Source organism: Pseudomonas sp. PS01303, assembly GCF_029959385.1.
Taxonomy (GTDB): domain Bacteria; phylum Pseudomonadota; class Gammaproteobacteria; order Pseudomonadales; family Pseudomonadaceae; genus Aquipseudomonas; species Aquipseudomonas rustica.
Map to the genome: position 1 here is coordinate 1 of NZ_JASCPK010000076.1, position 19,773 is coordinate 19,773.

19 protein-coding genes are annotated in these 19,773 nt (G+C 59.5%); 14 read left to right on the plus strand and 5 right to left on the minus strand.

The features are described 5' to 3' along the window. Positions 1–324: 324 nt before the first annotated feature. The 8 genes from QMX93_RS19255 (at position 325) to trpE (ending at position 9,378) form a co-directional block, all read left to right on the plus strand. Positions 325–1,449, plus strand: coding sequence for an ABC transporter ATP-binding protein (locus QMX93_RS19255; RefSeq protein WP_282357652.1), 1,125 nt, complete (start codon positions 325–327; stop codon positions 1,447–1,449). A 48-nt stretch (positions 1,450–1,497) separates the two neighbouring features. Continuing rightward, complete coding sequence (locus QMX93_RS19260) at positions 1,498–2,541, plus strand: ABC transporter substrate-binding protein (protein ID WP_159814844.1); 1,044 nt, start codon at positions 1,498–1,500, stop codon at positions 2,539–2,541. Positions 2,542–2,735: 194 nt separating this feature from the next. Then, entirely contained in the window at positions 2,736–3,983 is a 1,248-nt protein-coding gene (locus QMX93_RS19265) for an ABC transporter permease (protein WP_008084125.1), read from the plus strand. A 12-nt stretch (positions 3,984–3,995) separates the two neighbouring features. Further along, complete coding sequence (locus tag QMX93_RS19270; protein ID WP_008084123.1) at positions 3,996–4,820, plus strand: ABC transporter permease; 825 nt, start codon at positions 3,996–3,998, stop codon at positions 4,818–4,820. 288 nt (positions 4,821–5,108) lie between these two features. Beyond that, the gene (locus QMX93_RS19275; RefSeq protein ID WP_282357655.1) at positions 5,109–6,257 is read left to right on the plus strand and encodes an iron-containing alcohol dehydrogenase; all 1,149 of its coding nucleotides are present in this window, start codon (positions 5,109–5,111) and stop codon (positions 6,255–6,257) included. 79 nt (positions 6,258–6,336) lie between these two features. After that, positions 6,337–7,011 (plus strand): ribulose-phosphate 3-epimerase, encoded by a 675-nt coding sequence (gene rpe, locus QMX93_RS19280; RefSeq protein WP_007918813.1) that lies wholly within the window; start codon positions 6,337–6,339, stop codon positions 7,009–7,011. Beyond that, positions 7,008–7,826, plus strand: coding sequence for a phosphoglycolate phosphatase (locus QMX93_RS19285; RefSeq protein ID WP_053124372.1), 819 nt, complete (start codon positions 7,008–7,010; stop codon positions 7,824–7,826). The genes rpe and QMX93_RS19285 overlap by 4 nt, the downstream gene beginning before the upstream one ends. Positions 7,827–7,896: 70 nt before the next feature. Next, on the plus strand, positions 7,897–9,378 hold the full coding sequence (gene trpE, locus QMX93_RS19290; RefSeq protein WP_282357656.1) for an anthranilate synthase component I: 1,482 nt from the start codon (positions 7,897–7,899) through the stop codon (positions 9,376–9,378). A gap of 220 nt (positions 9,379–9,598) precedes the next feature. Here trpE and estP read toward each other — a convergent pair whose 3' ends face one another. Then, positions 9,599–11,506, minus strand: coding sequence for an esterase EstP (estP, locus tag QMX93_RS19295; RefSeq protein ID WP_282357657.1), 1,908 nt, complete (start codon positions 11,504–11,506; stop codon positions 9,599–9,601). A gap of 408 nt (positions 11,507–11,914) precedes the next feature. Between estP and QMX93_RS19300 the strand changes: the two genes are divergently transcribed. The 4 genes from QMX93_RS19300 (at position 11,915) to QMX93_RS19315 (ending at position 15,236) form a co-directional block, all read left to right on the plus strand. Further along, positions 11,915–12,508: an aminodeoxychorismate/anthranilate synthase component II gene (locus QMX93_RS19300; RefSeq protein WP_034155101.1), complete on the plus strand. Its 594-nt coding sequence runs from the start codon at positions 11,915–11,917 to the stop codon at positions 12,506–12,508. A 9-nt stretch (positions 12,509–12,517) separates the two neighbouring features. Beyond that, positions 12,518–13,567, plus strand: coding sequence for an anthranilate phosphoribosyltransferase (trpD, locus tag QMX93_RS19305; RefSeq protein WP_150793331.1), 1,050 nt, complete (start codon positions 12,518–12,520; stop codon positions 13,565–13,567). Further along, entirely contained in the window at positions 13,564–14,400 is an 837-nt protein-coding gene (gene trpC, locus QMX93_RS19310) for an indole-3-glycerol phosphate synthase TrpC (RefSeq protein ID WP_053124365.1), read from the plus strand. Before trpD ends, trpC begins: the two co-directional genes overlap by 4 nt. Positions 14,401–14,537: 137 nt before the next feature. After that, complete coding sequence (locus QMX93_RS19315; protein ID WP_282357658.1) at positions 14,538–15,236, plus strand: lipoate--protein ligase family protein; 699 nt, start codon at positions 14,538–14,540, stop codon at positions 15,234–15,236. Here QMX93_RS19315 and crp read toward each other — a convergent pair. Next, positions 15,233–15,877, minus strand: a complete 645-nt coding sequence (gene crp, locus QMX93_RS19320) for a cAMP-activated global transcriptional regulator CRP (RefSeq protein WP_053124359.1) — start codon at positions 15,875–15,877, stop codon at positions 15,233–15,235. The genes QMX93_RS19315 and crp overlap by 4 nt on opposite strands. 236 nt (positions 15,878–16,113) lie before the next feature. Here crp and QMX93_RS19325 point away from each other — a divergent pair, with 236 nt between their 5' ends. After that, complete coding sequence (locus QMX93_RS19325; RefSeq protein WP_003228794.1) at positions 16,114–16,536, plus strand: OsmC family protein; 423 nt, start codon at positions 16,114–16,116, stop codon at positions 16,534–16,536. Positions 16,537–16,773: 237 nt separating this feature from the next. After that, positions 16,774–17,568: an adenosylmethionine decarboxylase gene (speD, locus tag QMX93_RS19330; protein ID WP_053124357.1), complete on the plus strand. Its 795-nt coding sequence runs from the start codon at positions 16,774–16,776 to the stop codon at positions 17,566–17,568. 119 nt (positions 17,569–17,687) lie between these two features. Here the strand turns inward: speD and coq7 are convergent, their stop codons facing one another. The 3 genes from coq7 to QMX93_RS19345 form a co-directional block, all read right to left on the minus strand. Further along, entirely contained in the window at positions 17,688–18,335 is a 648-nt protein-coding gene (gene coq7, locus QMX93_RS19335) for a 2-polyprenyl-3-methyl-6-methoxy-1,4-benzoquinone monooxygenase (RefSeq protein ID WP_053124355.1), read from the minus strand. Positions 18,336–18,527: 192 nt separating this feature from the next. Beyond that, positions 18,528–18,866 carry a histidine triad nucleotide-binding protein gene (locus QMX93_RS19340; RefSeq protein WP_003228789.1) on the minus strand — a complete coding sequence of 113 codons (339 nt, stop codon included), beginning with the start codon at positions 18,864–18,866 and terminating at the stop codon, positions 18,528–18,530. 57 nt (positions 18,867–18,923) lie between these two features. Continuing rightward, positions 18,924–19,712 (minus strand): SDR family oxidoreductase, encoded by a 789-nt coding sequence (locus tag QMX93_RS19345; protein ID WP_053124351.1) that lies wholly within the window; start codon positions 19,710–19,712, stop codon positions 18,924–18,926. Positions 19,713–19,773 lie beyond the last annotated feature (61 nt).

Here is a 19,773-nt window from a genome sequence, read left to right on the forward strand (position 1 = left end):
GAGCCTGCTCGCGAAAGCGGTGTATCAGTCACTGAATAAGCTGAATGACCCACCGCATTCGCGAGCAGGCTCGCTCCCACAAGGGATCTGCTTTGGATCCTGATTGTGCGCATATCCCTAAGCGACACGCGTTTTTGCCCTTGCTTGCGGCTCGCAGCTTGTCACTCGCCACCGCCGTATCCGTTAGCGCCATCCTTGTAGGGCAATCCCTACCCCCAACCTTCCATCCGGCTGAGGCGATTCTCTCCTGCGCCCCGATTTGCGTGCCTGTCAGCAACCACTAGGCTTAATCCACAAGCAGTCATCAACAACAAAGGTGTGGGTATGAGCCAGGTCGATTCAAACGCAGGGGCCAGTGATGTGCTGGTCAGCTTTCGTGGAGTGCAGAAGAGCTACGACGGCGAGAACCTGATCGTCAAAGACCTCAACCTGGACATTCGCAAAGGCGAATTTCTCACCCTGCTCGGGCCGTCCGGTTCCGGCAAGACCACCAGCCTGATGATGCTCGCCGGTTTCGAAACGCCGACTGCCGGCGAAATTCTGCTGGCCGGGCGTTCGATCAATAACGTGCCGCCGCATAAGCGCGACATCGGCATGGTGTTTCAGAACTACGCGCTGTTCCCGCACATGACCGTCGCGGAAAACCTCGCCTTCCCGCTGAGCGTGCGCGGCCTGAACAAGAGCGACGTCAACGACAAGGTCAAGAAAGTCCTGAGCATGGTGCAGCTCGATGCGTTCGCTTCGCGCTATCCGGCGCAATTGTCCGGTGGTCAGCAGCAACGTGTGGCATTGGCTCGCGCGCTGGTGTTCGAACCGCAACTGGTGTTGATGGACGAACCCCTCGGCGCCCTCGACAAACAACTGCGCGAACACATGCAGATGGAAATCAAACACCTGCACCAGCGCCTCGGCGTGACTGTGGTCTACGTGACCCACGATCAGGGTGAAGCGCTGACCATGTCTGACCGCGTCGCGGTCTTTCATCAGGGCGAAATCCAGCAGATTGCTCCGCCGCGCAGCCTCTACGAAGAACCGAAAAACACCTTCGTCGCCAACTTCATCGGCGAGAACAACCGCCTCAACGGCCGTCTGCTCAGCCAGAGCGGCGAGCGTTGCGTGGTCGAGTTGGGCCGTGGCGAAAAAGTCGAGGCACTGGCGGTCAACGTCGGCAAGACCGGCGAACCGGTGACCCTGTCGATCCGTCCGGAGCGCGTCAGCCTCAACGGTTCGAGCGATCAATGCGTTAACCGCTTCTCAGGGAGGGTGGCGGAATTCATCTATCTGGGCGACCACGTCCGGGTACGCCTGGAAGTCTGCGGCAAGACCGACTTCTTCGTGAAACAACCGATTGCCGAGCTCGATCCCGCGCTCGCCGTCGGCGACGTGGTACCGCTTGGCTGGCAGGTCGAGCACGTTCGCGCGCTTGATCCGCTTTTAGAGGCGAACTGATCGCCCCGGCAATACCAACACCAACCCTGCACGTGGAGAGAACAATAAATGTTGAGATCCCTGAAGTTCACCGCCCTGACCCTGGGCCTGATGGGTGCGGCCAGCGCAATGGCCGCTGGCCCGGATTTGACCGTGGTGTCGTTTGGCGGGGCGAACAAGGCGGCGCAAGTCAAAGCCTTCTATGCACCGTGGGAAGCGGCGGGCAACGGCAAGATCGTCGCCGGCGAATACAACGGCGAAATGGCCAAGGTCAAAGCCATGGTCGACACCAAGAGCGTGTCGTGGGACTTGGTCGAAGTTGAATCGCCAGAACTGTCCCGTGGTTGTGACGAAGACATGTTCGAACAACTCGATCCGGCGCTGTTCGGCAAATCCGAAGACTACGTCAAAGGCGCGATTCAGCCGTGCGGCGTAGGTTTCTTTGTGTGGTCGACCGTGCTGGCTTACAACGCCGACAAGCTGAAAACCGCGCCGACCAGCTGGGCGGATTTCTGGGACACCAAGCAGTTCCCGGGCAAACGTGGCCTGCGTAAAGGCGCCAAATATACCCTCGAATTCGCCTTGATGGCCGATGGCGTGGCGCCGAAAGACGTCTACAAAGTGCTGGCGAGCAAGGATGGTCAGGATCGCGCGTTCAAGAAGCTTGATGAGCTGAAGCCGAGCATCCAGTGGTGGGAAGCCGGCGCGCAACCGCCGCAGTACCTCGCTTCCGGTGACGTGGTGATGAGCTCGGCCTACAACGGTCGCATCGCTGCCGTGCAAAAAGAATCCAACCTGAAAGTGGTGTGGAACGGCGGCATCTACGACTTCGACGCCTGGGCCATACCGAAAGGTCTCGACGCCAAGCGTGCCGAAGCGGCGAAGAAATTCATCGCCTACTCGGTGCAGCCGCAGCAGCAGAAGACCTACTCGGAAAACATCGCCTACGGCCCGGCCAACACCCAGGCCGTACCGCTGCTGGCCAAGGACGTCCTGAAAGACATGCCGACCACCCCGGAAAACATCGCCAACCAGGTGCAGATCGACGTCAGCTTCTGGGCTGACAACGGCGAGCAACTGGAGCAGCGCTTCAACTCCTGGGCTGCGAAATAACCCGAACCTGGTGAGGGTGGGTTGGCCCACCCCTGTGGGAGCGAGCCTGCTCGCGAAAGCGGTAGATCAGCCAGCATAGATGTTGAATGTGCTGGCCTCTTCGCGAGCAGGCTCGCTCCCACAGGTAGCTGTGTTTCAACACAGCAGAGGTGGTTCGCCACCTCTGTAACGATCAAAGATTTGCGGAGTACGTCATGGCCATCGCCGTTCCCCTGAACGAGGGCAACAGCCCCACCTTGAAGCAGAAGCTCAAGCGCGCCGAGCGGGTCAACCGCTGGAAGGCTCAAGCGCTGATTGCGCCGTTGGTGCTGTTTCTGTTGCTGGTGTTTCTGGTGCCGATCGTGGCGCTGCTCTACAAAAGCGTCGGCAACCCCGAAGTGGTCGGCGGCATGCCGCGCACCGTGGCGGCCATCGCCAGTTGGGACGGCCGTGGCCTGCCCGCTGAACCGGTCTACAAAGCCGCCGGCGAAGACCTCGCCGAAGCACGCAAAAACCAGACGCTGGGCGATCTGTCCAAGCGCTTGAACATGGAGTTGGCCGGCTATCGCAGCCTGCTGACCAAAACCGCCCGGGCGCTGCCTTTCGCCAGCGAACCGGCCTCTTATAAAGAAGCGCTGGAAGCACTCGACGAACGTTGGGGCGACCCGGCCTACTGGCAAGCGGTCAAACGCAACACCAGCAGCATCACGCCTTATTACTTGCTGGCGTCCGTCGATCACCGCATCGACGACCTCGGCGAAATCGCCCCGGCCACCCCGGATCAGGCGATCTACCTCGACATCTTCGCCCGCACGTTCTGGATGGGTTTGGTCATCACCGTGATCTGCCTGCTGCTCGCCTATCCACTGGCCTATCTGCTGGCGAACCTGCCATCGCGGCAGAGCAACCTGCTGATGATTCTGGTGCTGCTGCCGTTCTGGACTTCGATTCTGGTGCGCGTCGCCGCTTGGATCGTACTGCTGCAATCGGGCGGGCTGATCAACAGCGGGCTGATGGCCATGGGCATCATCGATAAACCGCTGGAACTGGTGTTCAACCGCACCGGCGTGTACATCTCGATGGTGCACATCCTGCTGCCGTTCATGATCCTGCCGATCTACAGCGTGATGAAAGGCATCTCGCCGACCTACATGCGCGCGGCGATTTCCCTCGGCTGCCACCCGTTCGCCAGTTTCTGGCGGGTGTACTTCCCACAGACCTACGCCGGTGTCGGCGCCGGTTGCCTGTTGGTGTTCATCCTCGCCATCGGCTACTACATCACCCCGGCGCTGCTCGGCAGCCCGAACGATCAAATGGTCAGCTACTTCGTCGCCTTCTACACCAACACCAGCATCAACTGGGGCATGGCCACCGCACTCGGCGGATTGTTGCTGCTGGCGACCGTGGTGCTTTATCTGATTTATAGCTGGCTGGTCGGCGCCAGTCGCCTGCGCCTGAGCTAAGGGGAATTCGAAATGCTGAGTCCTTACATGTCACCCATCGAACGGGTGTGGTTCTACAGCCTGCGGATCCTCTGCGGCCTGATTCTGTTGTTCCTGATTCTGCCGGTGCTGGTGATCATTCCGCTGTCGTTCAATTCGGGGAGTTTTCTGGTCTACCCGCTACAGGGTTTCTCGCTGCAGTGGTACCACGACTTCTTCGCCTCGGCGGAATGGATGCGCGCGCTGAAGAACAGCATCATCGTTGCTCCGGCGGCGACTGTGCTGGCGATGATCTTCGGTACGCTGGCGGCGATTGGCCTGACTCGCGGTGACTTCCCCGGTAAAGCGCTGGTGATGGCGCTGGTGATCTCGCCGATGGTGGTGCCGGTGGTGATTATTGGTGTGGCGAGTTATCTGTTTTTTGCGCCGTTGGGGTTGGGTAACAGCTTCTTCTCGTTGATTGTGGTGCACGCGGTGTTGGGTGTGCCGTTTGTGATCATCACGGTGTCGGCGACGCTGCAGGGGTTTAACCATAATCTGGTGCGTGCGGCGGCGAGTCTCGGTGCATCACCGCTGACCGCGTTTCGTCGGGTGACGTTGCCGCTGATCGCGCCGGGGGTGATTTCCGGGGCGCTGTTCGCGTTTGCGACTTCGTTTGATGAGGTGGTGGTGACGTTGTTTCTTGCGGGGCCTGAACAGGCGACGTTGCCTCGGCAGATGTTTAGCGGGATTCGCGAGAACCTCAGTCCGACGATTGCCGCTGCTGCGACGTTGCTGATTGCGTTCTCGGTCATCCTGTTGCTGACTCTGGAATGGCTACGTGGCCGCAGCGAAAAACTGCGTACTGCTCAGGTTTAAGGGCCAGATCAAGAGCTTACCCCCTCACCCCAGCCCTCTCCCCGAAGGGGGCGAGGGGGAAAGGGAGCAGATCGTTGTGCTTTTCAAAACCTGAGTTCGACTCGGTATTTCAGGTCGGTGTACTTCGAAAGTACAGCGCGGTCAGTCCCCTCTCCCTCCGGGAGAGGGCTAGGGTGAGGGGCTCTTGATCTTGCGCTCGATGCGTCATTCACCACCTGAATAGCAGACAACCCCAAATCCCCAGCTAATCTTGTGCCCAGCTCCCACATCTATAAGAGGCTGCGCACGATGAGTCTGTCCCAGTTCAAAATCGCTCACAAACTGATCACCGGTGCCGCCGCCATCGAACAACTGGCCGCCGAACTCACGCGCCTCGACATCGACAACCCGCTGATCGTCACCGATGCAGCGCTGGTCAAATCCGGCACGGTCGAGCTGGCGCTGGTGCAACTCGGCGGGCGCGAGTACGAGATCTTCGACCGCGTGCTGCCAGACCCGGAAATCGCCATCGTCGAAGATTGCATGCGCGTGTACCGTGAGGGCGGGCATGACGGCTTGATCGGCCTCGGTGGCGGCAGTGCCATCGACATCGCCAAAAGCGTCGCCGCGTACGCCGGTTACCACGGTGCGCTGGAAGATCTGTTCGGCGTCGATCAGGTGCCGCGCAAAGGCCCGCCGCTGATCGCCATCCCGACTACCGCCGGCACCGGTTCCGAAGTGACCAACGTCGCCATCCTTTCGGACAAAGTCGCGCAACTGAAGAAAGGCATCGTCAGCGACTATCTGTTACCCGACGTCGCGCTGGTCAGCCCGCAAATGACCCTGACCTGCCCACGCAGCGTCACCGCCGCCAGTGGCGTCGACGCATTGGTGCACGCCATCGAATCCTATCTGTCGGTCAACGCCTCGCCGATCACCGACTCACTGGCGATCGGCGCGATCAAGTTGATTGCCAAAGCCCTGCCCAAGGCCTACGCCAACGGCGCCAATCTGCAAGCCCGCGAAGACATGGCCACCGCCAGCCTGATGGCCGGCATGGCGTTCGGCAATGCCGGGGTCGGCGCGGTGCATGCGCTGGCGTATCCGTTGGGGGGGCGTTTCAACATCGCCCATGGTGTGAGCAATGCCTTGTTGCTGCCGTATGTCATGACCTGGAACAAGATGGCCTGCGTCGAACGCATGCAGGATATTGCCGAAGCCATGGGTGTGAAGACCGCTCATCTGAGTGCAGCCGAGGCGGCGGACAAAGCCGTGCAGGCGATGACCGACCTGTGCGCAGCGGTGGAAATTCCTGCCGGGCTGCGCAGTTTCGGTGTCCCGGAAGAGGCGATCCCGGCCATGGCCGCAGAAGCCGCGGGCATCGAGCGCTTGATGCGCAACAACCCGCGCAAACTCAGCGCCGTCGATATCGAGAAGATTTACCGAGCGGCGTACTGATCATCGCGGTCACGGTGCGCGCAGCAATGCATGAGGCTACAATGCGCGCCATCGTGATTTAGCTCAGAAAAGGTGCGTCATGCAGCCCTTCGTAATTGCTCCGTCGATTCTCTCCGCCGACTTCGCCCGCCTCGGCGAGGAAGTGGACAATGTTCTCGCCGCTGGCGCCGACTTCGTCCACTTCGACGTCATGGACAACCACTACGTACCCAACCTGACCATCGGCCCGATGGTCTGCGCGGCGTTGCGCAAGTACGGCGTCACCGCGCCGATCGACGCGCACTTGATGGTCAGCCCGGTGGATCGCATCGTTGGCGATTTCATCGAAGCCGGCGCGACTTACATCACTTTCCACCCGGAAGCCACGCTGCACGTTGATCGCTCGCTGCAGCTGATCCGTGAAGGCGGCTGCAAATCCGGTCTGGTGTTCAACCCGGCAACCCCGCTGGACGTGCTCAAATACGTGATCGACAAGGTCGACATGGTCTTGCTGATGAGCGTCAACCCAGGCTTCGGCGGGCAGAAATTCATTCCCGGCACCCTCGACAAACTGCGCGAAGCGCGGGCGATCATCGATGCTTCGGGCCGTGACATCCGTCTGGAAATCGACGGCGGCGTCAACGTCAACAATATCCGCGAAATCGCCGCGGCAGGCGCTGATACCTTTGTCGCCGGCTCGGCAATCTTCAACGCGCCGAACTATCAGGAAGTCATCGACAAGATGCGTTCCGAACTGGCGCTGGCGCGCCCATGAGCGGATTTGAGCAGCTGTTCCCGGGAAAACTGCCACGGCTGGTGATGTTCGATCTGGATGGCACGCTGATCGACTCGGTTCCAGACCTGGCAGCGGCGGTGGACACCATGCTGCTCTCCCTCGGCCGCCAGCCTGCCGGCATCGAAGCGGTGCGCGAGTGGGTTGGCAACGGCGCGCCGGTTCTGGTGCGCCGTGCTTTGGCCGGTGGCATCGATCATTCGGCGGTGGATGACGTCGAGGCCGAGCACGCGCTGGAAGTGTTCATGGAGGCTTACGGCGCCAGCCATGAGCTGACCGTGGTCTATCCCGGCGTGCGCGACACCCTCAAGTGGCTGCACAAACAAGGCGTGGCCATGGCGCTGATCACCAACAAGCCCGAGCGCTTTGTCGCGCCATTGCTGGATCAGATGAAGATTGGCCGCTACTTCAAGTGGATCATCGGCGGCGATACCTTGCCGCAGAAGAAGCCTGATCCGGCGGCGCTGTTTTTCGTGATGAAAATGGCCAACATCCCGGCCTCGCAATCGTTGTTCGTCGGCGATTCGCGCAGCGATGTGCTGGCGGCGAAAGCGGCGGGGGTCAAGTGCGTGGCGCTGAGTTACGGCTACAACCATGGCCGACCGATTGCCGAAGAATCGCCGGCGCTGGTGATCGACGATCTGCGCAAGCTAATTCCCGGTTGCCTCGGTTCGGCCGCTGAGATAACGTTGCCCGACGCTTCTCAATCCCATTCTGGAAACGCCATCGTGGTGGTCACTCGCAAACTCTGGATGAAAGTCATCAAGGCCCTGGCCCGCTGGCGTTGGCGCGCCTGACTTTTTTCTGGCCGGCCTGCCGGCGCGTTTGCATACCTGACTGATAGCACCTCACACCACGAGGCACCTTATGATCCGCGAAGAATTCCTGCGCTTGGCCGCTGACGGCTACAACCGCATTCCGTTGGCCTGCGAAACCCTGGCCGACTTCGACACGCCGCTGTCGATCTACCTGAAACTGGCCGACCAGCCCAACTCCTACCTGCTCGAGTCGGTGCAGGGCGGTGAGAAGTGGGGCCGTTACTCGATCATCGGCCTGCCGTGCCGCACGGTCATGCGCGTTCACGACCATCACGTCAGCATCACTGTTGATGGCGTCGAGACCGAAAGCCACGACGTTGAAGATCCACTGGCCTTCGTTGAAATCTTCAAGGCGCGTTACAACGTGCCGACCATCGCTGGCCTGCCGCGCTTCAACGGTGGACTGGTGGGTTACTTCGGTTACGACTGCGTGCGTTATGTCGAGAAGCGCTTGGGCAAGTGCCCGAACCCGGATCCACTGGGCGTGCCGGATATTCTGCTGATGGTGTCCGACGCCGTCGTGGTGTTCGACAACCTTGCCGGCAAGATGCACGCGATTGTCCTCGCCGACCCTGCGCAGGCCGATGCCTTCGAACAAGGTCAGGCACGTTTGCAGGAATTGCTCGAGCAACTGCGCCAGCCGATCACCCCGCGCCGTGGCTTGGATTTCAGCAAGCAGCAATCGGCTGATCCGGTATTCCGTTCCAGTTTTACTCAGGACGATTACGAAAAAGCCGTCGACACCATCAAGGAATACATCCTCGCCGGTGACTGCATGCAGGTCGTGCCGTCGCAGCGCATGTCGATCGACTTCAAGGCTGCGCCAATCGATCTGTACCGCGCGCTGCGTTGCTTCAACCCGACGCCGTACATGTACTTCTTCAACTTCGGCGACTTCCACGTCGTCGGCAGTTCGCCGGAAGTGCTGGTGCGCGTCGAAGACAATTTGATTACCGTGCGCCCGATCGCCGGCACACGCCCGCGTGGCGCGACCGAAGAAGCCGATCTGGCGCTGGAAGTAGATCTGCTGTCGGACGACAAAGAGATCGCCGAGCATTTGATGCTGATCGATTTGGGCCGTAATGATACGGGGCGTGTTTCGGAGATTGGTTCGGTGAAGCTCACCGAGAAAATGGTCATCGAGCGTTATTCCAACGTGATGCACATCGTTTCCAACGTCACCGGCCAGCTGAAAGATGGGCTGACGGCGATGGACGCACTGCGGGCAATTCTGCCGGCGGGCACCTTGTCCGGCGCTCCGAAGATTCGTGCGATGGAAATCATCGACGAACTGGAGCCGGTCAAGCGTGGTGTGTATGGCGGCGCGGTCGGTTACTTCGCCTGGAACGGCAACATGGACACCGCGATTGCCATCCGCACCGCAGTGATCAAAAACGGCGAACTGCACGTGCAGGCCGGTGGCGGCATCGTCGCCGACTCGGTGCCGGCCCTGGAATGGGAAGAAACCCTGAACAAACGCCGCGCCATGTTCCGCGCCGTCGCCCTCGCCGAACAAACCCCGCAAACCTGATCCACGCAAAACCCTGTGGGAGCGAGCCAGCTCGCGAAGAAGCCTTATCAGCCACCATTGATGTTGGCTGACCTAGCGCTTTCGCGAGCAGGCTCGCTCCCACAAGGGGTCATGTGTTTGGCAATAAAAAAGCGGCGCCTGTTGAGGGCGCCGCTTTTTTCATGCCCTGCAACAACCCCCTGTAGGAGCTGCCGCAGGCTGCGATCTTTTGCTCTACCGCTTAAAAATCCAACACCACCCCAACATTCACACCCTGCTGGGTAAAGTCATCATCCTTGCGGAACGAATACCCGCCACGCAACGCCAGATCCGCCGTCAGCTTATGGCTAACACCCAAACTCAAACGGTTCAAATGGCTCTGCGGCGTATACCCCTCAAGTTTGAAGTCATTCGCCGGCAAGGTATTCAGCGCGATGTTGACCTTCTGCACATCATCTTCGTACTCACGCTCGTGCGCATACTCACCAAACACCTGCGTTTGCGGAGTGAAGTTGTACTTGCCCTGAATACCGACACCCAGACGTTTCGAATCGCGGCTCTGATCATCGAAAGTCAGCGCGGTGGCGCGGTTGCTCTTCTCTGAATAACCATCGACATCGACGCTGGCATAATCAGCGCTGACGAACGGCGACAGATGCCATTCGCTGCCCGGCTGGGCGATGTCATAACCGATGCGCGTGCTGAACGCCCAGAGGCTGCCGTCGGTATCACCTTTCTCCGCACCTTCGCTGGCGCCCAGATCAAACTTGCGCTTGAGGTTGTCGTAGTCGAGTTTGCCGCCGGTCAACGCCGCGTCAGCCCACCAGCGATTCTGCTGGAACTGGGCAAATGCGGTGGCCATGTAGCTGTTGAGTTTGTAGTCCGAATCGTTATGCCCGGCCTCGAGATTCTGCCGGTAGAAACCACCCGCCACACCGACACGCCACGCGTCATTCAGACGATAGCTGCCTCCGACATTGAGGTTGTAACCGCTGCCGTCGGCGCTGGCGCCGCTGCTTTGGCTGTCGACATCCAGATGCTGGCCACCGGCGGAAACTATCGCCCGCCATTGGCCGACCGCTTGCCAGTTTTCCCAATCCGCCTGCCATTGGCTGCGCAGTTCATCCTGATGCGCACGCACGGTGGCGTGGGCCATTTCCGGCAGCAGCGTCAGTTCCCACGGCGCGGCCAGTAGGGAATAGGCGTAGTCGGAGATCAGTTTTTGCCCGGCTTCGGTCGGGTGCACGCCGTCGTTGTAAATCAGCTTGGTCGGATCCGGCGTCGCACTGTTGATGCCGTAACGGGCGTTTTCCGGGCAGCCACTGCCACTGAAGCACGTCGCGGTAAGGTTCTGATCAGTGGCCAGACCAAAACGGCCCGGATCGGCGAACACTTCCGACAGCAATACAGGAATGTTCAGCGGAATGATTTCCGCGTTGATGCCTTGCAGACGGCTGACCAACTGGCTGTTGAATTGCGCGGCGAGCTGGCTGCTGAACGCTTGCAGCGGCGTGCCGTTGATGGCCGGGGTCAGGCCGACGTCAGGCAACAGCCAGACCATCACGTATTTGGCACCGGCCAATTGCAACGCTTGCACGCTGTCAGCCAGTCGATCGGCACCGGCGTTGGCTTGCGGCAGGCTGAGGATGCGGCCCTGGAGGAAGTCGTTACCGCCGCCGGAAATGTAATACAGCGCATTCGGGTCAGCACGGAAGCCGTTCGAGGGCAGATAACCGGTGCGAGTGCGTTCACCGGTGGCCGATTGCGAGGTGATCGAATCGAGAATCTGGTCGGTGCGATAACCGCCGACCGCCCAGTTGTTGCCGTCGACCTGACCGTTTTCGACGCGCACTTGCGAGCTGGAAGAGGCCGTCTGATCCGGGGTGAAGCCGAGTCGGCCACCGAGCAATTGCGTGGAGTTCAGATCACGGGATTCGCCGCTGCCGTCCAGATAGATTGGCCCGGTACGGTTGGTGTAGCGCTGGGTAGAACCGGCCGGGCCGCCGGTGTCCCTGAAGGTGCCGGCATCGTTGAGGCTGTCGCCAAACACCACGAAATTCGAGTAAGGATTGGGGGCGGCATTCGCCTGGGCGCAAGCCAGTGCGAGCAAGCATCCAGCCAGCGGTACAAACAACGTCTGTTTGATCATGAGCAAGTCCGTTTATTTATTGTTGTAGGTGAACGAAACGACAGTACCAAAAACTTCCGGCCTTTTGCCATCGGTCGCGAACCCTCGCGTAGATTTAACCCCCAAACGCCCGGCCATATTGCACGCTCCGCCCAGCTAAGTTACTGTGCCGGAACGTATGAACGAGACCTTCCCCGTGTTGATCACCAGCAAACTTCTGGATCAAGTCATCAAGGCACACGCCCGCTGGCGTTGGCGCGCCTGAATCTTTTCTGCCGGCCCCGCCGGATCTGTATCGCTTTGCCTTCCTTGCCTGTTTGAAATGCCGCTGTGCCGACGCGTCTACCCGCGTCCGACATCGTGCAGCGCCCTGCGGGCAAGTCATCTGAAGGCTGTCTCCAAGTCAGAATTCAAGAGGTTCGAATCGCCATGTTGCTGATGATCGACAACTACGACTCCTTTACTTACAACGTTGTGCAGTACCTCGGTGAGCTGGGTGCCGAGGTCAAAGTCGTGCGCAACGACGAATTGACCGTCGCCGAAATCGAAGCGCTGAAACCCGAGCGCATCGTCGTCTCCCCAGGCCCTTGCACCCCGACCGAAGCCGGCATCTCCATCGAAGCCATCAAGCACTTCGCCGGCAAACTGCCGATCCTCGGTGTCTGCCTTGGCCACCAATCGATCGGCCAGGCGTTTGGCGGCGATGTAGTCCGCGCCCGCCAAGTGATGCACGGTAAGACTAGCCCGGTATTCCACGAGGACAAGGGCGTTTTCCAAGGCCTGAATCATCCGCTGACGGTTACCCGCTACCACTCGCTGATCGTCAAGCACGATACTTTGCCCGATTGCCTGGAACTGACCGCGTGGACGCAACACGACGACGGTTCGGTCGACGAAATCATGGGCCTGCGTCACAAGACCCTGAACATTGAGGGCGTACAGTTCCACCCCGAGTCGATCCTGACCGAGCAGGGTCATGAACTGTTTGCCAACTTCCTCAAACAAACCGGCGGCACGCGCTAAGGACTTCCCATGAATATCAAGACAGCCCTGAGCCGTATCGTCGAACACCTCGATCTCAGCACCGATGAAATGCGCGATGTGATGCGCGAAATCATGACCGGCCAATGCAGCGACGCGCAGATTGGCGCGTTCATGATGGCCATGCGCATGAAGAGCGAGAGCATCGACGAGATCGTCGGCGCCGTGTCGGTGATGCGTGAGTTGGCCGATCAGGTCGAACTGAAAACCCTCGACGGCGTGGTCGATGTGGTCGGCACCGGCGGTGACGGTGCGAACATCTTTAACGTGTCAACGGCTTCTTCGTTCGTCGTCGCGGCAGCCGGATGCACTGTGGCCAAACACGGCAACCGCGCGGTCTCGGGTAAAAGCGGCAGCGCCGACTTGCTCGAAGCTGCCGGCATTTATCTGAACCTGACGCCGGTGCAGGTTGCGCGTTGCATCGACAACGTCGGCATCGGCTTCATGTTCGCTCAGACTCACCACAAAGCCATGAAGTACGCCGCCGGCCCGCGCCGCGATCTCGGCCTGCGTACGTTGTTCAACATGCTCGGCCCGCTTACGAATCCGGCCGGTGTTAAGCATCAGGTAGTGGGCGTGTTCAACAAGGCACTGTGCCGGCCATTGGCCGAAGTGTTGCAGCGTCTGGGCAGCAAGCACGTGCTGGTGGTGCATTCGAAGGACGGTCTGGACGAGTTCAGTCTCGCCGCGCCGACCTTTGTCGCCGAGCTGAAGAACAACGAAATCACTGAGTATTGGGTCGAGCCGGAAGATCTCGGCATGAAGAGCCAGAGCCTGCACGGTCTGTCGGTCGACGGCCCGGAAGCGTCGCTGGCGCTGATCCGCGATGCCCTCGGCAAGCGCAAAACCGAGAACGGCCAGAAAGCCGCCGAGATGATTGTGCTCAACGCCGGTGCCGCGCTGTACGCCGCCGACGTGGCGAGTAGTTTGAAACAGGGCGTGGAGCTCGCGCACGACGCTTTGCACACCGGCCTCGCTCGGGAAAAACTCGAGGAGCTGGGTGCCTTTACCGCGGTATTCAGAGTGGAGAATGAGGGATGAGTGTACCGACGGTTCTGGAAAACATTCTGGCCCGCAAAGTTCAGGAAGTTGCCGAGCGTAGTGCCCGCGTCAGCCTGAGTGAGCTGGAAAGTCTGGCCAAGGCGGCCGATGCACCCCGCGGTTTCGCTAACGCGCTGCTGGCGCAAGCGAAAAAGAAACAACCAGCGGTGATTGCCGAAATCAAAAAGGCTTCGCCGAGCAAAGGCGTGATCCGCGAGAACTTCGTTCCCGCCGACATCGCCAAAAGCTACGAAAAGGGCGGGGCGACCTGCCTGTCCGTGCTGACCGACATCGATTACTTCCAGGGCGCCGATGCTTATCTGCAACAGGCGCGTGCCGCGTGCAGCCTGCCGGTGATCCGCAAGGACTTCATGATCGATCCGTACCAGATCGTCGAAGCCCGCGCGTTGGGCGCCGACTGCGTGCTGTTGATCGTCTCCGCACTGGATGACGTGAAAATGGCCGAGCTGGCCGCTGTCGCCAAAAGCGTCGGTCTCGATGTGTTGGTTGAAGTGCACGACGGCGATGAGCTGGAGCGCGCGTTGAAAACCCTAGACACGCCGTTGGTCGGCGTCAACAACCGTAACCTGCACACCTTCGACGTCAGCCTCGAAGTGACGTTAGATCTGTTGCCGCGTATTCCGCGCGACCGGTTGGTGATCACCGAGAGCGGAATCCTCAACCGTGCCGATGTCGAGCTGATGGAAATCAGCGACGTGTATTCGTTCCTGGTCGGCGAAGCGTTCATGCGCGCGGAAAACCCGGGCACTGAACTGCAGCGCCTGTTCTTTCCGGAGCGTGGCACCTCGATCAGCGGTTCGACCCTCGACTGATATTCTTTCAGACCGAGTCGACGCCATCGCGAGCAGGCTCACTCCTACACTTGGAATGCGTTCCCCTTGTAGGAGTGAGCCTGCTCGCGAAGGGGCCATCGAAACCGCTGAAGATTCTTATGTTGCCGGAGCCTGTTATGTCGCTGCCAACCCCCCTGACCATCGAAGCCGGCCTCAAAGCCGAGCAAGACTTGCTGGCCTCGGTCTGCGCCGGCGACTCCGAATTCGGCCTTCTATTCTGGCAACCCAGCGATCGCGCGTTGGTCATGCCACGCCGCCTCAATCGTCTGCCCGCATTCGAGCATGCCTGCGAAGTCTCCGCTGCTGCAGGCTGGCCAGTCCTGCTGCGTGAAACCGGCGGCGAACCCGTCCCGCAATCCGCCGCCACCATCAACATCGCGTTGGTTTACGCACCACCGCGCAGCGAAGGCGATCTGAACCGCATCGAAACCGGCTATCGCCGTCTCTGCGATCCGATCTGTCAGTTGCTCGATGAGTTGGGCGGCACGTCATCGTTAGGCGAAATCGACGGTGCATTCTGCGACGGTCGTTTCAACGTCAATCTCGACGGTCGCAAAATGGTCGGCACCGCCCAGCGCTGGCGCCAGAGTCAGGGCGGACAGCGCCCGGTCGGTCTGGTGCACGGAGCGATGCTGATGGATGACGAGCGCGAATCGATGGTTGCAGCGGTCAATCGCTTCAATGAAGCGTGCGGCCTGGAGCAGCGGGTGAGGGCGCAAAGCCACATCGCTTTGCATGAGAAATTCAACGCGCCACAGGCCTTGGCGCGTCTTGATGAGCTGTTTCGTCTGATGCTGGCGCAGATGTACGTTTAGCGCGTACCGAAGACCACCATGGTCTTGCCTTTCACATCGACCAGGTTGCGTTCCTCAAGATCCTTGAGCACGCGACCGACCATCTCCCGTGAACAACCGACAATCCTTCCGATTTCCTGACGCGTCACTTTGATCTGCATGCCGTCCGGGTGGGTCATTGCGTCTGGCTGTTTGCACAACTCCAGCAGGCAACGCGCTACGCGACCGGTCACATCAAAGAACGCCAGATCGCCGACCTTGCGTGTGGTGTTGCGCAGGCGTTGTGCGATTTGTCCGCTGAGGACGTAAAGAATGTCCGGGTCTTGCTGCGATAATTCGCGGAACTTGGTGTAGCTGATTTCCGCGATCTCGCATTCAACCTTGGCGCGCACCCAGGCGCTGCGTTCTTGCTCCTGCCCGGCCTGTTCGAACAGACCCAGTTCACCGAAGAAATCCCCGGCGTTCAGGTAGGCGATGATCATTTCGCGACCGTCGTCATCTTCGATCAGGATCGTCACCGAACCCTTGATGATGAAATACAACGTATCGGAACGGTCGCCGGCGCAGATGATGTTGCTCTTGGCCGCATGACGACGGCGCTGACAATGCATCAGCAGCTTGTCGAGGTTCTTGATTTTGGGTGTGGGGGTAATAGCAACCATGGTTGTATCCCGAAAAGACTGCACGGTGATGTTTGGTTTTTTTATGAGGCGCTGAAGGCGGTCGCTGCACAGCTGGCATGGGCGCCAGCGAATTGGCGCCAGCTTAACAGACACTTCGTCGCAAATTCGAGAAATTACCTACGTCGTAGACGCATCCGTCCTAGGAACGACGCGCGCTGGCGGCACAATGCCCGTGCTAAGCTGGCGACCCTTTTTTCTACAGTGGAGTCTTGGCGATGAAGGCACGCATCCAATGGGCTGGCGAAGCCATGTTCCTCGGCGAATCCGGCAGCGGTCATGTCGTGGTGATGGACGGTCCGCCGGACGCCGGTGGTCGTAACCTGGGTGTTCGCCCGATGGAAATGCTCCTGCTCGGTGTGGGCGGTTGCAGCAATTTCGACGTGGTCAGCATTCTGAAGAAGTCGCGCCAGGCCGTGGAAAGCTGCGAAGCCTTTCTTGAAGCCGAGCGCGCGACTGAAGATCCGAAGGTCTTCACCAAGATTCACATGCATTTCGTGGTCAAGGGCCGTGGCTTGAAAGAAGCCCAGGTCAAACGCGCGATCGAACTGTCCGCCGAGAAATATTGCTCGGCCTCGATCATGCTCGGCGCCGCTGGCGTGGCCATCACCCACGATTACGAAATCGTCGAACTCGGTTGAAGCGACATTCAACTATCATAAAAGCAGTGCAGACTCTGGCGATCCCCCGCTGACGTCTGCATAATGCGCCACTTTTTTCAGGGCAGTGATCGGTCAACCGACGGATCATCCGCCTGAACAGATAACCAAAATCGCCATCGCGAAGAGGTGTTAACCGTCCTACGCAGGTGCGTTGTTCGCACTTGACGGGCATGCTTGATCACGCGGCTGCGCCGCATACATAGAGAGTTTTTAACGGTGAAAAGCAAACTCAAGCTCCACGGGTTCAATAACCTGACAAAGACCTTGAGCTTCAACATCTATGACATCTGCTATGCGGAAACCCCGCAAGACCAGCAGGCGTACGTCGAGTACATCAATAAAGAGTACAACGCGAAACGTCTGACGCAGATCCTCACGGAAGTTGTCGATATCATTGGTGCCAACATCCTGAACATCGCGAGTCAGGACTATGAACCCCAGGGCGCCAGCGTCACGATTCTGATCTCTGAAGAGCCGGTCACCCCGACCGACAGCCAGATCGAAGAATCGCCGGGCCCGTTGCCCGAAATTATCCTGGCCCACCTCGACAAGAGCCACATCACGGTGCACACCTATCCGGAAATTCATCCGGACGACGGTATTGCCACGTTCCGTGTGGACATCGACGTGTCGACGTGTGGTGTCATCTCACCGCTGAAAGCGCTCAATTTCCTCATTCACCAGTTTGATTCGGACATCGTGACTGTGGATTATCGTGTGCGCGGCTTCACCCGTGACGTTGAAGGCAACAAGCACTTCATCGACCACGAGATCAACTCGATCCAGAACTACCTCTCCGAAGACACTCGCGACGCGTACCAGATGACCGACGTGAACGTGTACCAGGAAAACCTGTTCCACACCAAAATGCTGCTGAAGAACTTCGAACTGGATAACTATCTGTTCGGCGACGCGACCAGCAGCCTGTCCTCCGAGCAGCGTGCTCAGGTGACCGACCGGGTGAAACACGAAATGCTGGAAATCTTCTACGCGCGCAACATGCCGACCTAAGATTCCCGCACACAAAAAAAGGCGACTGTCTCAGGACAGTCGCCTTTTTTATTACTGAAACAAAGCCCCCTGTAGGAGCGAGCCTGCTCGCGAAGGGGCCCTATATAGCAATACATCTCTCAAATCCGATAAGTACTCTTGGTCATCACCTTAGCCAAAATACTCATCCCGAACTTCACCGGCGCCGGAAAACGAAACCCTCCAGCCTCCAGCGCACTCTCCGCATGATGCTCTTCATCAATACGCATCTGCTCCAGAATCGCCCGGGACTTCTCGTCCTCCGCCGGCAATTGCTCCAGATGTTCATTCAAGTGTTTACACACCTGGTGCTCGGTAGCCGCCACAAAGCCCAGACTCACTTTGTCGCTGATCAACCCGGCCACCGCGCCAATCCCGAACGACATCCCGTAAAACAGCGGATTGAGCACACTGGTATGGCTGCCCAACTGGTGAATGCGCTGTTCGCACCAGACCAGATGATCAATCTCTTCTTCAGCCGCGTGCTCCATGGCTGCGCGCACTTGCGGCAACTTGGCGGTCAGCGCCTGTCCTTGATACAACGCCTGGGCGCAGACTTCACCGGTGTGGTTGATGCGCATCAGACCGGCGACGTGGCGGGTGTCTTCGTCGCTCATCTGCGTGTCCGGCTGCAAGATCGCTGGCGACGGACGGTACGGCTGGCCACTGGAGGGCAGCAGGGTACGCATCGCGGCATCGGCTTGCAGCAGAAGACGGTCAATCGGCGAGTAGTGACGTTGGGTAGTCATGCTGACCTCCGGGAAGAATCTCGGCGGCCAGTTTAACCGAATCGGCCGGGGAAGGTTTGCGCTGGGTCATTTGCTGCGCGGTCATGCTTTTTTGTGGGAGCGAGCCTGCTCGCGAAAGCGTGGTGTCAGGCACTGAAATGTTGAGCGTGCCGACGTCTTCGCGAGCAGGCTCGCTCCCACAGGGGGCTTGCCTCAACCCGGCGGCCAGTTCATCTGGCGCTGACCAAGTACATGCATATGAATGTGGTAAACCGTCTGGCCACCTTTTTCATTGCAGTTCATCACCACGCGGAAGCCTTCCTCGCAACCCAGTTCCAGTGCCAGACGCTGCGCAGTGAACAGGATGTGCCCGGCCAAAGCCTTGTCGTCTTCGGTCAGGTCATTGAGGGTGCGCACCGGTTTCTTCGGGATCACCAGAAAATGCACGGGCGCCTGAGGGGCGATGTCGTGGAAGGCCAGAACCTGGTCGTCCTCGTAAATGATCTTGGCCGGGATTTCCCGGTTGATGATCTTGGTGAACAGAGTATCCACTGCTGTTTTCTCCGTTGTTTGGGCTGAATCGAGTGTACCGCGTTGAATCATGCTGCTTCAGCGCGGGCAGTAAGCTTTGTTAACCATGCCGACAATCGTGCGGTTAAGCCAGCGCGAACCCAGTCGCGGCAGGAACGCGAACCAGCGGTTGCGGCGCCCCGGAATGATGATCGCGCGGTTCTTGTCGAGGGCGCGCACGGTGTACAGCGCGACTTCCTCGGGACTCATCAGCACGTTGCTGGCGTTGAGCTTTTCCGTGTTCAATTGTGCGGTACGGAAAAATGCCGTGCGGGTCGGGCCGGGGCAGAGTACCGAGACCTTGACCGCGCACTTTTTCAGCTCGACCCGCAGCGCTTCGGAAAAGTGCAGCACATAAGCCTTGCTGGCGAAGTAAGTGCTCATCCACGGGCCGGGATTGAACGCCGCCACCGAAGCGACGTTGAGAATCTGCCCGCCACCTTGCAGTGCCATGCTGTTACCGATCGCATGGCAGAGGCGGGTGAGGGCGAGGATGTTCACCTCGATCAGATCCTGCTCGGTCATCCAGTCCTGCGCGAGGAACGGGCCGCAAGTGCCGATACCCGCACAGTTCACCAGCAAATCAATCTGCCGATCGCCTTCTTCCAGTTCCAGCAGAAAACCGGACAAGCGCAACGGCTCGCCGAGATCGCAGGCGCGGAACAACACTTCGACGCCGAAGCGCTGGGTCAGTTCGATCGCAATGCTTTCCAGCTGATCACGCTGTCGAGCCACCAGAATCAGGCTGCGGCCGCGCCGGGCCAGAGCTTCGGCCATGGCCAGGCCGATGCCGCTGGAGGCGCCGGTGATCAGAGCGTAACGGGTCATGCAATTCTCCATCGCAACAGCTCCGCGCCGGCGACGCGGGTGTCACGGCGGGGAGCGCTGT